This is a genomic window from Pseudomonas sp. B8(2017) (assembly GCF_002113575.1).
Lineage (GTDB): Bacteria > Pseudomonadota > Gammaproteobacteria > Pseudomonadales > Pseudomonadaceae > Aquipseudomonas > Aquipseudomonas putida_Z.
Genome location: NZ_NEIO01000013.1, coordinates 110090 through 128213, shown reverse-complemented (window position 1 = coordinate 128213; position 18124 = coordinate 110090). Strand labels below are relative to the sequence as shown.

Here is an 18124-nt window from a genome sequence, read left to right as displayed (position 1 = left end):
CCCTACCCCTTCATCCGCGGCATCTCGATGTGGTGCTCATGCACCCGCCGGTACAAGGTCGCCCGCGATATCCCCAAAGCCCGCGCCGCATCGGCCGGCTTCCAGCGATGGCGGATCAGCGCATCCAGCAGCAACTGCCGGGCCGGACAAGACATGCTGCTTTCTGCCGAAGCGACCACCTCGCCGCGTACTTCCTGCGGCAGGTCCTGCATCTGTACCCGCCCGCCCTCGCTCACCGCACAGGCATAGCGCAACACCTGCCGCAGCTGGCGCAAATTCCCCGGCCAGCGGTAAACCAGCAGCGCCTGCAGCGCATCATCCGCCAACACCACCTCGACCCCGCAGGCCTCGGCCTCCTCGGCCAACAACTGGTGAATCAACCCCAAGCGGTCCTCACGCTCGCGCAGCGGCGGCAACTCGAAGCGGGCATTGGCCAGGCGGAAGTACAGGTCCTCACGAAAACGCCCATCCTCCACCATCGCCGCCAAATCGCGGTGGGTCGCGCAAATCACCTGGATATCCACCCGCTCCCGCCGCGCCGCGCCCAGCGGCGCCACTTCACCCTCGGCCAGCACGCGCAGCAACCGGGTTTGCAGGTTCAGCGGCATGTCGCCGATTTCGTCGAGGAACAGCGTGCCGCCATCGGCCTGCTGCAACAGCCCCTGCATGCCTTTGCTGGAAGCCCCGGTGAAGGCCCCGGCCACATAGCCGAACAGCTCGCTCTCGATCAGGCTTTCCGGAATGGCCGCGCAGTTCAGGGTGACGAACGGGCCATCGCGACGCAGGCTTTGCTGATGCAGCTGGCGGGCGAATACCTCTTTGCCGGCCCCCGTCTCGCCTTGCACAAGCACCGCCAGGTTGCAGTCCTTGACCCGCGTGGCCAAGCGCAGATGCTGCTCGATGCGGGCGTCCTGGGCCTGGCGCAACGGCTGCGCACGCTGGCGCTGGCGGGGTGCGCTGACCCGGCCGTACAGCCCACCCAGGCCCGGCAGGCGTTGAGCGGACGATGCGTTCACGCGGCGCAGCTGGTCCATGTCGAACAGCTCGCCAATGTGCTCGGGCAAACGCCCCAATTGCTCCACCAGCCGCTGGCGCGCCAGGCTGTTGATCGCCTGCAGGCGGCCATCGCCATCCCAGGCCAGCAGGTAGTCGGGCTGGCTTTCCACATAGCCCGGCGTGCCATGGGCACGCATCACCCAATGGCCCTGGGCACTGTGCATGAAAAAGGCATTTTCGATCTCGCGGGCAGTCTGCTCGACCAGTTGGCGGATCAGGTGCTGGCTGCGGCGGTCGTCCGGCGACTGCAAGGCCGAGACATCCACCACGCCCAGCAACTCGCCCAGCGGGTCGAACACCGGTGCCGCCGTACAGGTCAGGCCAATGAACGCAGCGCGGAAGTGGTCGCGCTTGTGCACCGTGACCGGCGCCTTGCTGGTCAACACCGCCGCCACGCCGCAGGTGCCCTCCTCGCCCTCCGACCAGCAGGTGCCCAGGTACAGCCCGGCCTTGCGGCAGTCGTTGCGGATGGCCGACTCGACCCGGTAATCGATGGTGCGCCCCAAGGCATCGGTGAGCAGCACGCAGTAGTCGGCACCGCGCACCCGTTCATGCAGGCGGGCCACGGCATCGCTGGCGATACGCAGGAACAGTTCGGCGCGCTCACGGCACTCGTTGAGCAGGCTTTGGGACAAGATGCGCGGCCCCTGCTGGGACCCGGGGTCGAGGCGGTACAGCTCCATGGAACGGCGCCATGAATCGAGAATCAGCGGTGGCACCGGCGCCTGCGGCAGGCGGTCGGCATTCTTCAGCACCCTGCTGACGCAGTCGACATGGGCTCGGGAGTTCGCGGCAAGCATTCAGGCCCTCCGGTTCTCGTTGCTGTTTTTATCGTTGTCCGGCCATTAAGCGCTTCCGGGCATGCCCCGACAAGCACTGCGTGATTACCGGCCGGCTTGAGACGCAGCGTCTCAGCGTCTCGGCAACGTCGGCCCCGCGCTGGTACCGGGCGTCTCGCCAGCAGAACCATCAGCCCCTGCCGAAGCGCAAGCAAACCGCTCTATTGCAGCTACTTCAGCCAATCTAAAGGAAGCTGGCACCGCGCTTGCTCCTGCCCTGGCAAACAAAAAATACGAGGTGCGCCATGCCGCTACCCGCCCCGACCATCGGGATCATTGCCAACCCTGCCTCTGGCCGCGACCTGCGCCGCCTGACCGCCAACGCCGGGCTCTATTCGAGCACCGACAAGGCTTCGGCGATCCAGCGCCTGCTGGCCGCCTTCGGTGCCACCGGCATCTGTCAGGTGCTGCTGCCCAGTGACATGACCGGCATTGCCGCCGCCGTGCTCAAGGCCAGCCAGGGCCCGGTCGCCCGTGACCAGCACTGGCCTGCCATCGAGATACTCGACCTGCCGCTGACCCAGACCGTTGCCGATACCCGCCTGGCCACCCGCCGCATGGTCGAGCGCGGTGTGGCGATGATCGCCGTGCTCGGCGGCGACGGCACCCACAAGGCAGTTGCTGCCGAGGCCGGTGACGTACCGCTGCTGACCTTGTCCACCGGCACCAACAATGCCTTCCCCGAACTGCGCGAGGCCACCAGCGCCGGTCTGGCCGGCGGCCTGCTTGCCAGCGGCCGGGTACCGGCCAGCATCGGCCTGCGCCGCAACAAGCGCCTGCTGGTGAAGGTGCCCGAACAACAGCTTGCCGAATGGGCCCTGGTGGAGGTGGCGGTGTCGCCCCAGCGCTTCATCGGCGCTCGGGCACTGAGCCGCAGCGAGGACCTTTGCGAAGTCTTCGCCTGTTTCGCCGAACCCCATGCCATCGGCCTCTCGGCGCTGTGCGGCCTGTGGTGCCCGGTCTCGCGCCAGGACCCGCACGGCGCCTGGGTACGCCTGAACCCCGGCGCCGAGCAGGCGCTGCTCGCGCCGCTGGCACCCGGCCTGCTGCAAGGCTGCGGCATCACCGCCAGCGGCCCGCTGACGCCCGGCGTAGCCCATCGCCTGAGCCTGGCCAGCGGCACCCTGGCATTGGACGGCGAGCGCGAAATCGAATTCGCCGAGCACGACACCCCAACCATCACCCTCGATCACCAAGGCCCGTTGAGCGTGGATGTCGAGGCCGTGCTGGCGCATGCCGCCCGCCATCACCTGCTGGCCGTACCGCGCGGCCACCGGTTGCACCCTGCAAACCCGTGTTGAGACAACCCTGGAGAACAACAAGATGTCCAATCAACTCAGTACCGAACAATTGCTGCATGCCTATGAAGTGATGCGCACCATCCGCGCCTTCGAAGAACGCCTGCACGTGGAGTTCGCCACCGGCGAGATCCCCGGCTTCGTCCACCTGTATGCCGGCGAAGAGGCTTCCGCGGCCGGGGTCATGGCCCACCTGCGCGACAGCGACTGCATCGCCTCGACCCACCGTGGCCATGGCCACTGCATCGCCAAGGGCGTGGATGTGTACGGCATGATGGCCGAAATCTACGGCAAGAAGACCGGCGTGTGCGGTGGCAAGGGCGGTTCGATGCATATCGCCGACCTGGAAAAAGGCATGCTCGGCGCCAACGGCATCGTCGGTGCCGGTGCACCGCTGGTAGCCGGGGCCGGGCTGGCTGCCAAGATCAAGGGCAGCGACGATGTGTCGGTGGCCTTCTTCGGTGATGGCGCTTCCAACGAAGGCGCCGTGTTCGAAGCCATGAACATGGCCTCGATCATGAACCTGCCGTGCATCTTCGTGGCCGAGAACAACGGCTACGCCGAGGCCACCGCCTCGACCTGGTCGGTTGCCTGCGACCATATCGCCGATCGCGCGGCCGGGTTCGGCATGCCCGGTGTCACCATCGACGGTTTCGATTTCTTTGCCGTGTACGAGGCCGCCGGTGCTGCCATCGAACGTGCACGCTCCGGGCAAGGCCCATCGCTGATCGAGGTCAAGCTCAGCCGCTACTACGGCCATTTCGAAGGCGATGCACAAACCTACCGCGCCCCGGACGAAGTGAAGAACCTGCGCGAATCCCGCGACTGCCTCATGCAGTTCCGCAACAAGACTACCCGCGCCGGCCTGCTCACGGCTGCGCAACTGGACGCCATCGACGCCCGCGTCGAGGACCTGATCGAAGACGCCGTGCGCCGCGCCAAGTCCGATCCCAAGCCACAGCCCGCCGACCTGCTCACCGACGTCTACGTCGCCTACCCCTGAGCCGCGGATTACAAGAACAACAGGAGAATCACCATGGCAAGAAAGATCAGCTACCAGCAGGCCATCAACGAAGCCCTGGCCCAGGAAATGCGCCGCGACAACACGGTGTTCATCATTGGCGAAGACGTTGCCGGCGGCGCCGGTGCCCCCGGCGAAGATGATGCCTGGGGTGGCGTGCTGGGCGTGACCAAGGGCCTTTACCACCAGTTCCCGGGGCGCGTGCTCGACGCGCCGCTGTCGGAAATCGGCTACGTCGGCGCCGCCGTCGGTGCTGCCACCCAGGGCCTGCGCCCGGTGTGCGAGCTGATGTTCGTCGACTTCGCCGGCTGCTGCCTGGACCAGATCCTCAACCAGGCCGCCAAGTTCCGCTACATGTTCGGTGGCAAGGCGGTCACCCCGCTGGTGATGCGCACCATGTACGGCGCCGGCCTGCGTGCGGCGGCCCAGCACTCGCAGATGCTCACCTCGCTGTGGACGCACATTCCCGGCCTGAAGGTGGTCTGCCCGTCCTCGCCGTACGATGCCAAGGGCCTGTTGATACAGGCGATCCGCGACAACGACCCGGTGATCTTCTGCGAGCACAAGCTGCTCTACAGCATGCAAGGCGAGGTGCCGGAAGAGGTCTACACCGTGCCGTTTGGCGAAGCCAACTTCCTGCGCGATGGTGACGACGTGACCCTGGTCACCTATGGCCGCATGGTGCATGTGGCGCTGGAAGCAGCCAACAACCTGGCCCGCCAGGGTATCGACTGCGAGGTGCTGGACCTGCGCACCACAAGCCCGCTGGACGAGGACAGCATCCTGGAAAGCGTGGAAAAGACCGGCCGCCTGGTGGTGATCGACGAAGCCAACCCGCGTTGCTCCATGGCCACCGACATCAGCGCGCTGGTGGCACAGAAGGCCTTCGGCGCGCTCAAGGGCCCGATCGAAATGGTCACCGCCCCGCATACTCCCGTGCCGTTCTCCGATGCACTGGAAGACCTGTACATCCCTGACGCGGCGAAGATCGAGGCTGCGGTACGCAAAGTGATCGAAGCCGCAAGGAGTGCCGCATGAGCCAGATCCATACCCTGACCATGCCCAAGTGGGGCCTGTCGATGACCGAGGGCCGGGTGGATACCTGGCTGAAACAGGAAGGTGACGAAATCAACAAGGGCGACGAGGTGCTGGACGTCGAGACCGACAAGATCAGCAGCAGCGTCGAAGCCCCGTTCAGCGGAGTGTTGCGCCGCCAGGTGGCCAAACCGGATGAAACCCTGCCGGTCGGTGCCCTGCTGGCGGTGGTGGTGGAAGGCGAAGCCGAAGAGGCTGAAATCGATGCCGTGGTGCAGCGCTTCCAGGCCGAATTCGTCGCCGAGGGTGGCGCCGACCAGGCCCAGGGGCCGGCCCCGCAGAAGGCGCAAGTGGGGGGCCGCCTGCTGCGCTGGTTCGAGCTGGGCGAAGGCGGCACGCCACTGGTGTTGGTGCACGGTTTTGGCGGCGACCTCAACAACTGGCTGTTCAACCACCCGGCGCTGGCTGCCGAGCGACGGGTGATCGCCCTCGACCTGCCGGGCCATGGCGAGTCGGCCAAGGCCCTGCAACGGGGCGACCTGGATGAGTTGAGCGAAACCGTGCTGGCCCTGCTCGACCACCTGGACATCGCCAAGGCCCACCTGGCCGGCCACTCCATGGGCGGCGCGGTCAGCCTGAACGTGGCGCGCCTGGCGCCGCAGCGGGTGGCCAGCCTGAGCCTGGTGGCCAGTGCCGGGCTGGGCGAGGCGATAAACGGGCGGTACCTGCAAGGCTTCGTCGCTGCCGCCAACCGCAATGCCCTCAAGCCGCAGATGGTGCAGCTGTTTGCCGACCCGGCACTGGTCACCCGGCAGATGCTGGAGGACATGCTCAAGTTCAAGCGCCTGGAAGGGGTGGACGACGCGTTGCGCCTGTTGGCATCGGCCATCGCCGACGGCGACCGGCAGCGCCACGACCTGCGCGGGGTGCTGGGGCAGCACCCGGCACAGGTGGTGTGGGGCGGCAAGGACGCGATCATCCCGGCCAGCCATGCCGAAGGGCTGGAGGCTGAAGTGCTGGTGCTGCCCGAGGCTGGGCACATGGTGCAGATGGAGGCGGCCGAACAGGTCAACCAGCAACTGCTCGCGTTCCTGCGCAAGCACTGAGCCCTTTCCGTGAGCCTGGAGAACAACAATGAATGACCTGAGCCACACCCACATGCGTGCCGCCGTCTGGCATGGCCGCAATGATATTCGCGTCGAACAGGTGCCCCTGCCGGCCGACCCTGCGCCCGGCTGGGTGCAGATCAAGGTGGACTGGTGCGGCATCTGCGGCTCCGACCTGCACGAATACGTCGCCGGCCCGGTATTCATCCCGGTGGAGGCACCGCACCCGCTGACCGGCATCCAGGGCCAGTGCATCCTCGGCCACGAGTTCTGCGGCCAGATCGCCAAGCTGGGTGAAGGCGTGGAAGGTTTTGCCGTCGGTGACCCGGTGGCTGCGGACGCCTGCCAGCATTGCGGCACCTGCTACTACTGCACCCACGGCCTGTACAACATCTGCGAGCGCCTGGCCTTCACCGGCCTGATGAACAACGGCGCCTTTGCCGAACTGGTCAACGTGCCCGCCAACCTGCTGTACCGGCTGCCGCAGGGTTTCCCGGCAGAGGCCGGGGCGCTGATCGAACCGCTGGCGGTGGGCATGCATGCGGTAAAGAAGGCCGGCAGCCTGCTTGGCCAGACGGTGGTGGTAGTTGGAGCCGGCACTATCGGTTTGTGCACCATCATGTGTGCCAAGGCGGCAGGCGCGGCGCAGGTGATCGCCCTGGAAATGTCCTCGGCACGCAAGGCCAAGGCCAAAGAGGTTGGCGCCAGCGTGGTGCTGGACCCCAGCCAGTGCGACGCCTTGGCGGAAATCCGCAAGCTGACTGCCGGGCTGGGGGCGGATGTGAGTTTTGAATGCATCGGCAACAAGCACACGGCCAAGCTGGCCATCGACACCATCCGCAAGGCGGGCAAGTGCGTGTTGGTGGGGATATTCGAGGAGCCTAGCGAATTCAACTTCTTCGAACTGGTGTCCACCGAAAAGCAGGTGCTGGGAGCGTTGGCGTACAACGGCGAGTTTGCCGATGTGATTGCCTTCATCGCTGACGGCAGGCTGGACATTCGCCCGCTGGTGACCGGGCGGATCGGGCTGGAGCAGATTGTCGAGCTGGGCTTCGAGGAGTTGGTCAACAACAAGGAGGAGAACGTGAAGATCATCGTTTCGCCGGGAGTGCGCTGATTGCACCTCAAAGGCAAAACGGAACCTGTGGGAGCAGGTTCAGCCGCGAAGCAGGCAACCCGGTGCCTGGCACCGGCTTCGCCGGTGGTCGCGGCTAAAGCCGCTCCCACAGGTTCCGTGCTAGCTTTTGGATGCAGTGCAGGCTCGAGAGCTGCGCCAGCACATGCCTTCGCTGTTTCAGGATCCCATTCTGCGTCATACTCGGCAGACCTATTGCCCGGTTCTCGCCATGCGTTCACTGCTCCCCGTCACCCTGGTCCTGCTGCTCGCCGCCTGCGGCGATGGCGAATCGCTGCTCCCGCCGGATGCGCGCCTGCCTGACGGTGGGCGGTACCGGGGGCAGGTGGTCGATGGCCTGCTGCAAGGCGAGGGACGGATCGACTATCCCAACGGCAGCTGGTACGCCGGTACCTTCAAGGACGGCCAATGGCACGGCCAGGGCGAATGGCACGGCCGCAACGGCGAGGTGTACCGCGGCCAGTTCGCCGCAGGGCTGTTCCAGGGGCTGGGTGAGCTGAACACCCCGGGCAGCCACTATGCCGGCACCTTCAGCCACGGCCGCCGCGACGGCGAAGGCACCCTCAAGCAAGCCGACCAGACCTACCGCGGCCAGTTCAAGGACGACCTGTACGAAGGCGCCGGCGAGCTGGAACTGGCCGACGGCAGCCGCTACCAGGGCCTGTTCGCCAAGGGCAAGCCCAACGGTGCGGGGGTGCGCAGCGATGCCAGCGGCAACCAGTTCAGCGGCCACTTCATCAACGGCCAGCTGGAAGGCAGCGGCACCTACGACAGCGTCGACGGCGAGCAGTACATCGGTGAGTTCAAGGACAACCGCCTGGAAGGCCGTGGCCGCTACGAAAATGCCGACGGTGATGTGTGGATCGGCGAATTCAAGGACGGCTCGCTGGTCGGCGAAGGCGAACTGCTGGGCAGCGATGGCAGCCACTACAAGGGCACCTTCGCCGACTGGCGCCTGTCGGGCCAGGGCAGCCTGCAACTGGCCGACGGCAGCAAGTACATCGGTGGCTTCCTCAACGATGCCTACCACGGCCAGGGCCGGCTGATCATGACCAACGGCAAGGTCGAAAGCGGCACCTGGAGCAACGGCGTGCGCGTACGGGACCAGAACGGCAAACTGTTGCCCGACCCGCTGGACCTGGCGCTGCTCAACCAGGGCCGTTTGCTGGACGAAGCGCTGGCCCGGGTACCGCGCTCGGCACCAGCAGTCCAGCTGTACAGCCTGGTGGTAGGCGGCGATGGCCAGCAGAGCGTGTTCATGCGCGAAGCCGACTACGTCAGCAACATGCTCAAGGTGCGCTTTGGCGCCCGTGGCCAGGTGACCTTGGTCAACCACCGCGATCACATGACCACCCGCCCCATGGCCACGCGTGAAAACCTTACCCGCGCCGCCCGCACCCTGGCCGAGCGCAGCGGCCCCGAAGACCTGGTGTTCATCTACCTCACCAGCCATGGCAGCCACGACCACCAGCTGGTGTTCGACCAACCGCGCCTGCAGCTGGCCGACCTGTCCGCCGACGAACTCGCCAGCGCCCTGGCACCGCTGAAGGACCGCGACAAGGTCATTGTCATATCCGCGTGCTATTCAGGGGGCTATATCGCCCCGCTCAAGGATGAGCGCACGCTGATCATGACCGCCGCCCGGGCCGACCGCGTGTCCTTCGGTTGCTCGGAAGAAGCCGATTTCACCTACTTCGGCGATGCCCTGTTCGCCGAAGCGCTGAACCAGACCGACGACCTGAAACAGGCGTTTGAACTGGCGCGCGCCAGCGTTGCCGAAAGAGAACAAAGGGAAGGTTTCGAGGCCTCCGAACCGCAGCTGTGGGCGCCGCCGAATGTGCTCGAGCACTGGCAGCACCTGCGCCGGCAACAGGCCGAAGAAGCATTGCGTAACGCCGCACAGGCCAACGTGGGGGAACAGGCGCAAACGCCCGGCAACCACTAAGCTTGTGTGTAACAAGGGAGAGACATCATGTATTTGACGCCTCAGCATGTCCTGCTTGCCGGTGCCACGGGTTTGACAGGTGAACACCTGCTCGACCGCCTGCTCAACGAGCCCACCATCACCCGCGTACTGGCGCCAACCCGCCGGCCACTGGCCGAGCACCCGCACCTGGAAAACCCGGTAGGCGACCCGGCGGTGTTCCTTCCACAGCTGGCCGGGCGGGTCGATATCGCCTACTGCTGCCTGGGCACCACGCTGAAGCAGGCCGGTTCCGAATCGGCCTTCCGCGCGGTGGATCTGGACATGGTGGTGGCGTTCAGCAAGCGCGCCCGGGAGTTGGGCGCACGGCATCTGCTGGTGGTCAGTGCCTTGGGCGCCGACCCGAAATCGTCGGTTTTCTACAACCGGGTCAAGGGCGAGATGGAAGAGGCGCTCAAGGCCCAGGATTGGCCGCAGCTGACCATCGTGCGGCCATCGTTGCTGCTGGGCGAACGGGTCGAGCCGCGGCTCAGCGAACAGTTGGCTTCGCCGTTTGCCAAGCTGATACCCGGGAAGTATCGGGGGATCGAGGCTTGTACCTTGGCCCGGGCGCTGTGGCGGCTGGCGCTGGAGGAAGAGGACGGGGTGCGGATTGTGGAGTCGGATGAGTTGCGCAGGTTGGGCAAGAAATAATCGACCTGGACCTGCGCAGTACTACTTGTAGGAGCGGCCTTGTGTCGCGAAAGGGCCGCACAGCGGCCCCCGGATTTTAGTGTTAGCGCAACAATTGCTGGGGCCGCTTCGCGGCCCTTTCGCGACACAAGGCCGCTCCTACAAAGGTTCGCGATCTGTTCAGAGGCCACCGGTGGCCTGGAAGCCTACACCGGCCGCTGTCAGCAGCGACAACGGCAGCAACAAGGTATCGAGCAACATGCTCCCCGGCAGGTCCAGCCCCGGATATGCCGGCGCATCAGCCCCGTAACGATCCAGCGGGCAGCACCCGCCATTGATCACATACAAGTCCAACCGGGTACCGGCATACACCACCGGTGCCCCGGGCTTGTTGGCATCCAGCGTGCGCACCGTGGCGCAGCCACCAAGCAGCACCAGCGCCAGCAAACCCGCCAGCGCTCGCTTCAATCATCCACCCCGAAGTGGTGCTCACCCCAGCGCGGCAACATGTCCTGGGGAATGTTCAGCAGGTTGAGAATGCGCGCCACCACGAAGTCGACCAGGTCGTCGATGGTCTGCGGCTGGTGATAAAAGCCTGGCGCCGCCGGCAGGATCACCGCGCCCATCTGCGACAGCTTGAGCATGTTCTCCAGGTGGATGGTGGAGAACGGCGCCTCGCGCGGCACCAGGATCAGCTGGCGACGCTCCTTGAGGGTAACGTCGGCAGCACGTTCGATCAGGTTGTTGCAGGCACCGGTGGCAATCGCCGACAAGGTGCCGGTGGAACAGGGCACCACAACCATTGCCGCCGGGGCGCCGGAGCCCGAGGCCACCGGCGACATCCAGTCTTCCTTGCCATACACGCGGATCTGCCCGTCGGCAGCGCCGGTATATTCGGTGAGGAAGGCCTGCATCGCCTGTGGCTTGGCCGGCAGCACCACGTCCGTCTCGGTAGCCATCACCAGTTGTGCGGCCTTGGAGATCAGGAAGTGCACCTCGCGGTCCTCACGCACCAAGCAGTCGAGCAGGCGCAGGCCATACTGGGCGCCAGAGGCGCCCGTCATGGCCAGGGTGATGCGTTCCGGCCCGCTCACTTGAGTGCCTCGGCCAGCTTGCCGTGCAGGCCGCCGAAGCCACCGTTGCTCATGATCACCACATGGGTGCCTGGGCGAGCCTGGCCCTTGACCCGCTCGATGATCGCTTCGAGGCTGTCGGCCACCACGCTGGGCACTTTGCATTGCGCGGCGGTGGCAGCCAGGTCCCAGCCAAGGTTGGCCGGGGCGTACCAGATCACCTGGTCGGCGTCGTTGACGCTTTCCGGCAGGCCGTCACGGTGGGCACCGAGCTTCATCGAGTTGGAGCGCGGCTCGATCACGGCGATCACCGGGGCCTCGCCGACGCGCTTGCGCAGGCCGTCGAGGGTGGTGGCGATGGCGGTCGGGTGGTGGGCGAAGTCATCGTAGATGGTCACGCCCTGCACTTCGGCAACCTTCTCCATGCGCCGCTTGACGCTCTTGAAGGCGCTCAGGCCTTCGATGCCCATGGCTGGCACCACGCCTACATGGCGCGCCGCTGCCAGGGTGGCCAGGGCGTTGGCGACGTTGTGCTGGCCAGTCAGCGCCCAGTCCACCACGCCCTGCGCTTCGCCGTCGAACAGCACTTCGAAGCGCGAGCCGTCGGGGCGGAGCAGACGGGCTTGCCACTGGCCACCTTCGCCGGTGGTCTGCACCGGGGTCCAGCAACCCATGCCGATCACCCGCTCCAGCGCCAGCTCGGTGGTGGGGTGGATGACCAGGCCTTCGCTAGGGATAGTGCGCACCAGGTGGTGGAACTGCCGCTCGATCGAGGCCAGGTCGGGGAAGATGTCCGCATGGTCGAACTCAAGGTTGTTGAGGATCGCCGTGCGCGGGTGGTAGTGGACGAACTTCGAGCGCTTGTCGAAGAAGGCGCTGTCGTATTCGTCGGCTTCGACCACGAAGAACGGCGTATCGCCCAGGCGCGCCGACACCGAGAAGTTCTGCGGCACACCGCCAATCAGGAAGCCCGGGCTCATGCCGGCATGTTCCAGCACCCAGGCCAGCATGCTGCTGGTCGTGGTCTTGCCGTGGGTACCGGCAACGGCCAGCACCCAGCGGCCCTGCAACACGTGGTCGGCCAGCCACTGCGGGCCGGAAACATAGGGCAGGCCCTTGTTCAGCACGTATTCCACCGCCGGGTTGCCACGCGACATGGCGTTGCCGATGACCACCAGGTCTGGCGCCGGGTCCAGCTGGGCCGGGTCATAGCCTTGGGTCAGCTCGATGCCCTGGGCTTCGAGCTGGGTGCTCATCGGGGGATAGACGTTGGCGTCCGAGCCGGTGACGCGGTGGCCAAGTTCCTTGGCCAGCACCGCCAGCGAGCCCATGAAAGTGCCGCAAATACCGAGAATGTGAATATGCATGGTCGACCTCGCAAAACATCGAGGCAGGGTAGCCCAGGGCGCGACAAATCGCACCAGATGTTTCGCTCAGTCGGCCCTGGTGATGCCGTGTTTGCGCAGTTTTCGATACAAGGTATTGCGGCTGATGCCCAAGTGCTCGGCGACACGGGTGAGGTGCCAGTGTTTTGCCTCCAGGGTGGCCAGCAGCGCATGACGCTCGGCATCCTCCAACGCGGCAGGCCCTATCGCCGGCAAGCCAGCTCCCACAGGTACAGCGCCAGCTTCGAAAGCCCCATTCACCCTGAGGGAGCAACTGTCTTGTGCTACCTGCTCTGGCCCTATCGCCGGCAAGCCGGCTCCCACAGGGATTGCACATGGCCTGAAGCCACTGCGATCGAGGTGGGAGCTGGCTTGCCGGCGATCGAGGGCGAAGCCCTCGCGAACAATGGCGGGGAGATCAGGGAACACGATGCGGGAGTCTTCGCAAAGTGCCACCAGGGTACGCAGCACGTTGCGCATCTGCCGCACGTTGCCCGGCCAGGCGAAGTCGAGCAGTGCCTGCCGTGCCCTGGGCTCGATATCGATCGGTTCTCCCTGCGCCTCCTGACGCAGCAGAAAGTCCAGCAACTGCGCCTTGTCACTGCGCTCGCGCACCGCAGGCAATGCCACTTCCAGGCCATTAAGCCGGTAATACAGGTCCTCGCGGAAACTGCCCTGCTCCACCCGTTCCAGCAGGTCTCGGTGGGTAGCGCTGACAATGCGCACGTCGACCGCCTGCGGCTCGCCACCGATCGGCACCACCTGGCGCTCCTCCAGCACGCGCAGCAGGCGGGTTTGCAGGGCCAGTGGCATGTCGCCAATCTCGTCCAGCAGCAAGGTGCCGCCATCGGCCTGCAGCAGCTTGCCGCGCATGCCTTCCTTGCGCGCACCGGTAAAGCTGCCGCCGCGGTAGCCGAACAGTTCGCTCTCGATCAGGCTCTCCGGGATCGAGGCGCAGTTGATGGCCACGAACGGCTTGCCGCGCCGCTCGCTGGCCTGGTGCACGGCCTGGGCAAAGGCCTCCTTGCCACAGCCGGTCTCGCCGCGCAGCAACAGCGGCACATCGCGCTCGAACACCCGCACGCTGCGGCGGAAGTCGTTCTGCAAGGCCGGGTCGAGCAGGCAGATTAGCGGTTCCACTTCCCGTGCGGGTCGCGGCTGGGCGGCCGGCACCGACCACACCGGTGCGCGCGCCTGGCCACGGAGGCTGGCGAACACCTGGCGCCCGTCCAGGGTATGCAGCGGCCAGGCCGTGCTGCCACCGGGCGTAGCGCGGCTGAACAGTTCGTCGTGGCTGCAAGCGAAAAAGCGTTCCAGCGGTTTGCCCAGCACGCCACCACGCACCGTGCCCAGCAGGTTCAGCGCGCTCTGGTTGGCGGCGCAGATGCGCCCGTCACCGTCGAACGCCAGCAGGCCTTCGCTGAACAGGCCGACCGACTCGGCCTGCAGGTGAAAACGCAGCAGCCATTGCTGTTCGAAATGGCGCAGGAAGTAGCAGCTTTCGATCATCTTCGCCGACAGGTTGACCAGGGCCATGGTGTGGAACTGGCTCTGGCGGGAAACGTCGGGCCGCGCCGAAGACACATCCAGCACTGCCAGCAACTCGCCATGCGGGTCGAACACCGGGCTGGCCGAGCAGGTCAGGCCGGTGTGGCGGCCACGGAAGTGCTCGTTCTGGTGGATGGTCAGTGCCTGGCGCTCGACCAGGCAGGTGCCGATGCCGTTGGTGCCCTCGCGCGCCTCGCTCCAGTCAGCGCCCAACCACAGCCCGGCGCGCTCGAAGCTGCGCCGCTCGGTCGGCGCGCTGACGCAATTGAGGATCACCCCACGGGCATCGGTCAGCAGCACTGCATGGCCGGCCCCGGAAAGCTGCTGGTGCAGGCTGTTCATTTCATGGTCGGCAATCTGCAGCACCTGGCGCAGGCGCTCGCGGCTTTCCAGCAGGCGCCCATGCTCGAGCACCACCGGGGCCTCGATCACCGACGGGTCGAGGTGGTAGTCCTCCAGGCAGCGCAGCCAGGAGCGGGCGATGGACGGGTCACTGCCGCCCTCCCCGGCCCCACCATGGGCGACGGTATGGACTTGCTGGGCATGGCGACTGAAATGATTGCTCTGCATTGTTGTAGTTCTCCGCAGATAGAGAGTCCCGCCAGCATCCTCCACCCGGGAAGGCTTTGCAATGCACCCTCCGGTTACGTGTCGCAAATGGCACAAAGTGTCACCCCCGCGCGTACCGGCGCTGGCACAGCGACCGTGGGCCAGGTACCGATAACCGAGCCAAGTCATTGATTTGCCTGGTGCTCGAAACGCTGGCCCAACCTTTGCTCTACGCTTTCCAACTCCCTAACAAACACAATAGCCAGGAGACACACCATGCGTTACGCACATCCCGGTACCGAAGGCGCGAAGGTTTCCTTCAAGAGCCGCTACGGCAACTACATCGGTGGTGAGTTCGTTCCTCCGGTAAAGGGGCAGTACTTCGAAAATACCTCCCCGGTGAATGGCAAGCTGATCGCTGAATTCCCCCGCTCCACTGCCGAAGACATCGATAAAGCCCTGGATGCCGCCCACGCTGCGGCCGACGCCTGGGGCCGTACTTCAGTGCAGGACCGCTCCAACGTTCTGCTGAAGATCGCCGACCGTATCGAGCAGAACCTCGAACTGCTGGCCATTACCGAAACCTGGGACAACGGCAAGCCGATCCGCGAAACCCTCAATGCCGACATTCCGCTGGCGGTCGACCACTTCCGCTACTTCGCTGGCTGCATCCGCGCCCAGGAAGGCGGCGCCGCGGAAATCAACGAAGGCACCGTGGCCTACCACATCCATGAGCCACTGGGCGTGGTCGGGCAGATCATCCCGTGGAACTTCCCGATCCTGATGGCCGCCTGGAAGCTTGCCCCGGCACTGGCCGCCGGTAACTGCGTGGTGCTCAAGCCGGCCGAACAGACCCCGCTGGGCATCACCGTGCTGCTGGAAGTGATCGGTGACCTGCTGCCAAAAGGCGTGCTCAACGTGGTGCAAGGCTTTGGCCGCGAAGCCGGTGAAGCACTGGCCACCAGCAAGCGCATCGCCAAGATCGCCTTCACCGGCTCGACCCCGGTCGGCTCGCACATCATGAAATGCGCCGCCGAGAACATCATCCCGTCCACCGTCGAACTGGGCGGCAAGTCGCCGAACGTGTATTTCGAAGACATCATGCAAGCCGAGCCAAGCTTCATCGAGAAGGCGGCCGAAGGCATGGTGCTGGCGTTCTTCAACCAGGGTGAGGTATGCACCTGCCCGTCACGGGCACTGGTACAGGAGTCGATCTACCCGCAGTTCATGGAAGTGGTGATGAAGAAGGTGCTGCAGATCAAGCGCGGCGACCCGCTGGACACCGACACCATGGTCGGCGCCCAGGCCTCGCAACAGCAGTTCGAGAAGATCCTGTCGTACCTCGACATCGCCCAGAAGGAAGGCGCCGAGTTGCTGACTGGCGGCAAGGTGGAAAAACTGGAAGGTTCGCTGGCCACCGGCTACTACATCCAGCCGACCCTGCTCAAGGGCAACAACAAGATGCGCGTGTTCCAGGAAGAAATCTTCGGCCCGGTGGTCAGCGTCACCACCTTCAAGGACGAAGCCGAAGCCCTGGCGATCGCCAACGACACCGAGTTCGGCCTGGGTGCCGGCGTGTGGACCCGCGACATCAACCGTGCCTACCGCATGGGCCGTGGGATCAAGGCTGGCCGCGTGTGGACCAACTGCTACCACCTGTACCCGGCGCATGCCGCGTTCGGTGGCTACAAGAAGTCGGGGGTCGGGCGTGAGACCCACAAGATGATGCTCGACCACTATCAGCAGACCAAGAACCTGCTGGTGAGCTACGACATCAATCCGTTGGGCTTCTTCTAAACCGCGTCGCGGCCTTCGCGGGCTCGCCCGCTCCCACAGGGATCGCAGGGGATTCCAGACCTGTGCAGTACCTGTGGGAGCCGGCTTGCCGGCGATGAGGCCGGACCTGCAAACACAATATCCAGAGCACCAACCGCTCTGGCTCGCTTCCTGCAGTACCCATCACCATCGGCCCGGAACCCGTCCGGCCACCAAGAAAAACAACAGGTGAATCTATGCCAAGCGATCATTCCGCCGGCTCGCCGGCAGGCTCTTCCGTCGACTTCGAAAAAGTCGGCTCGGACTACTTCCAGCAACGTGAACTGAAAAAAGGCGCCGCCGGCTGGGTCCTGCTGGTCGGCCTGGGCGTGGCCTACGTCATCTCCGGCGACTATGCCGGCTGGAACTTCGGCCTGGCCCAGGGCGGCTGGGGCGGCATGTTCCTCGCCACCCTGCTGATGGCCACCATGTACCTGTGCATGTGCTTCTCGCTGGCCGAACTGTCGTCGATGATCCCCACCGCAGGCGGCGGCTACGGCTTTGCCCGCAGCGCATTCGGCCCCTGGGGCGGCTTCCTCACCGGGACGGCGATCCTCATCGAGTACGCCATCGCCCCCGCCGCCATCGCGGTGTTCATCGGCGCCTACTGCCAGTCACTGTTCGGCATCGGCGGCTGGATGATCTACCTGGCGTTCTACATCGTGTTCATCGGCATCCACATCTTTGGCGTGGGTGAGGCGTTGAAGCTGATGTTCATCATCACCGCCATCGCCGCCATCGCCCTGGCCGTGTTCCTGGTGAGCATGGTGCCCCATTTTGATGCAGCCAACCTGTTCGACATCGCCAAAACGGACGCCGTGGGCGCCAGCAGTTTCCTGCCGTTCGGCTATGTCGGCGTGTGGGCGGCCATCCCCTATGCCATCTGGTTCTTCCTCGCCGTAGAGGGCGTGCCGCTGGCTGCCGAAGAAACCAAGAACCCCAAGCGTGACCTGCCACGCGGCCTGATCGGCGCCATGCTGGTGCTGCTGGCCTTCGCCCTGCTGATCCTGGTGGTCGGCCCCGGCGGCGCAGGCTCCGAAGCACTGAAAGCGTCCGGCAACCCGCTGGTAGAAGCCTTGTCCAAAGCCTACGGCGGTAGCACCTGGATGGGCGGCTTCGTCAACCTGGTCGGCCTGGCCGGGCTGATCGCCAGTTTCTTCTCGATCATCTACGCCTACTCCCGGCAGATCTTCGCCCTGTCCCGCGCCGGCTACCTGCCGCGCAAGCTGTCGGAAACCAACAAGAGCAAGGCCCCGGTACTGGCCTTGATCATCCCCGGGATCATCGGCTTTGCCCTGTCGCTGACCGGCCAGGGTGACCTGCTGATCCTGGTGGCGGTGTTCGGCGCTACCCTGTCGTACGTGCTGATGATGGCCGCGCACATCACCCTGCGCATCCGCCGGCCGAAGATGGAGCGCCCATACCGCACCCCCGGTGGCATCTTCACCTCGGGCCTGGCACTGGTACTGGCCTGCATCGCCGTGGTCGCCGGTTTCCTGGTCGACCCACGGGTGGTGATTGGCGCCGCAGTGATCTATGCGGTATTAATTGCCTACTTTGCTTTCTACAGCCGCCACCACCTGGTCGCGGGTACACCGGAAGAGGAATTCGCCGCGATCCAGAAGGCCGAAGAGGCCTTGCACTGATCGCCGCCACCCGCCGCGGGGC

At 65.4% G+C, this 18124-nt stretch carries 14 protein-coding genes; 9 read left to right on the top strand and 5 right to left on the bottom strand.

The features are described 5' to 3' along the window. Positions 1 to 2: 2 nt before the first annotated feature. Positions 3 to 1856 (bottom strand): sigma-54-dependent Fis family transcriptional regulator, encoded by a 1854-nt coding sequence (locus CAG22_RS18720; RefSeq protein WP_085705926.1) that lies wholly within the window; start codon positions 1854 to 1856, stop codon positions 3 to 5. Positions 1857 to 2140: 284 nt separating this feature from the next. On the opposite strand from CAG22_RS18720, the gene CAG22_RS18715 reads away from it, so the two are divergent. The 7 genes from CAG22_RS18715 to CAG22_RS18685 all read left to right on the top strand — a co-directional run bounded on the left by CAG22_RS18715 (position 2141) and on the right by CAG22_RS18685 (position 10107). Further along, complete coding sequence (locus CAG22_RS18715) at positions 2141 to 3196, top strand: ATP-NAD kinase family protein (RefSeq protein WP_085705925.1); 1056 nt, start codon at positions 2141 to 2143, stop codon at positions 3194 to 3196. Positions 3197 to 3218: 22 nt separating this feature from the next. Further along, positions 3219 to 4196 carry a thiamine pyrophosphate-dependent dehydrogenase E1 component subunit alpha gene (locus CAG22_RS18710; RefSeq protein WP_085592049.1) on the top strand — a complete coding sequence of 326 codons (978 nt, stop codon included), beginning with the start codon at positions 3219 to 3221 and terminating at the stop codon, positions 4194 to 4196. A 33-nt stretch (positions 4197 to 4229) separates the two neighbouring features. After that, positions 4230 to 5252, top strand: coding sequence for an alpha-ketoacid dehydrogenase subunit beta (locus tag CAG22_RS18705; RefSeq protein ID WP_013970705.1), 1023 nt, complete (start codon positions 4230 to 4232; stop codon positions 5250 to 5252). Continuing rightward, positions 5249 to 6355, top strand: coding sequence for an acetoin dehydrogenase dihydrolipoyllysine-residue acetyltransferase subunit (locus CAG22_RS18700; protein ID WP_085705924.1), 1107 nt, complete (start codon positions 5249 to 5251; stop codon positions 6353 to 6355). Before CAG22_RS18705 ends, CAG22_RS18700 begins: the two co-directional genes overlap by 4 nt. A gap of 52 nt (positions 6356 to 6407) precedes the next feature. Continuing rightward, a complete protein-coding gene (locus CAG22_RS18695) occupies positions 6408 to 7472 on the top strand; it encodes a 2,3-butanediol dehydrogenase (protein ID WP_230386520.1) in 1065 nt (354 codons plus the stop codon). A gap of 229 nt (positions 7473 to 7701) precedes the next feature. Then, the gene (locus tag CAG22_RS18690) at positions 7702 to 9435 is read left to right on the top strand and encodes a C13 family peptidase (RefSeq protein WP_025337556.1); all 1734 of its coding nucleotides are present in this window, start codon (positions 7702 to 7704) and stop codon (positions 9433 to 9435) included. Between the two features lie 27 nt (positions 9436 to 9462). Beyond that, complete coding sequence (locus CAG22_RS18685; RefSeq protein WP_025337555.1) at positions 9463 to 10107, top strand: oxidoreductase; 645 nt, start codon at positions 9463 to 9465, stop codon at positions 10105 to 10107. A gap of 159 nt (positions 10108 to 10266) precedes the next feature. On the opposite strand, the gene CAG22_RS18680 is transcribed toward CAG22_RS18685, so the two are convergent. From CAG22_RS18680 to CAG22_RS18665, 4 genes are all read right to left on the bottom strand, one after another. Continuing rightward, positions 10267 to 10554: a YceK/YidQ family lipoprotein gene (locus tag CAG22_RS18680; RefSeq protein WP_046615986.1), complete on the bottom strand. Its 288-nt coding sequence runs from the start codon at positions 10552 to 10554 to the stop codon at positions 10267 to 10269. Then, positions 10551 to 11180, bottom strand: a complete 630-nt coding sequence (gene ubiX / locus CAG22_RS18675; protein ID WP_013970698.1) for a flavin prenyltransferase UbiX — start codon at positions 11178 to 11180, stop codon at positions 10551 to 10553. Before ubiX ends, CAG22_RS18680 begins: the two co-directional genes overlap by 4 nt. Beyond that, positions 11177 to 12526 carry a UDP-N-acetylmuramate:L-alanyl-gamma-D-glutamyl-meso-diaminopimelate ligase gene (gene mpl / locus CAG22_RS18670; RefSeq protein ID WP_085705923.1) on the bottom strand — a complete coding sequence of 450 codons (1350 nt, stop codon included), beginning with the start codon at positions 12524 to 12526 and terminating at the stop codon, positions 11177 to 11179. Before mpl ends, ubiX begins: the two co-directional genes overlap by 4 nt. A 66-nt stretch (positions 12527 to 12592) precedes the next feature. After that, positions 12593 to 14662, bottom strand: a complete 2070-nt coding sequence (locus CAG22_RS18665; protein ID WP_085705922.1) for a sigma-54-dependent Fis family transcriptional regulator — start codon at positions 14660 to 14662, stop codon at positions 12593 to 12595. Positions 14663 to 14917: 255 nt separating this feature from the next. Between CAG22_RS18665 and CAG22_RS18660 the strand changes: the two genes are divergently transcribed. Then, on the top strand, positions 14918 to 16438 hold the full coding sequence (locus CAG22_RS18660; protein ID WP_025337551.1) for an aldehyde dehydrogenase family protein: 1521 nt from the start codon (positions 14918 to 14920) through the stop codon (positions 16436 to 16438). Between the two features lie 215 nt (positions 16439 to 16653). Further along, entirely contained in the window at positions 16654 to 18102 is a 1449-nt protein-coding gene (gene eat, locus CAG22_RS18655) for an ethanolamine permease (protein WP_013970695.1), read from the top strand. Positions 18103 to 18124 lie beyond the last annotated feature (22 nt).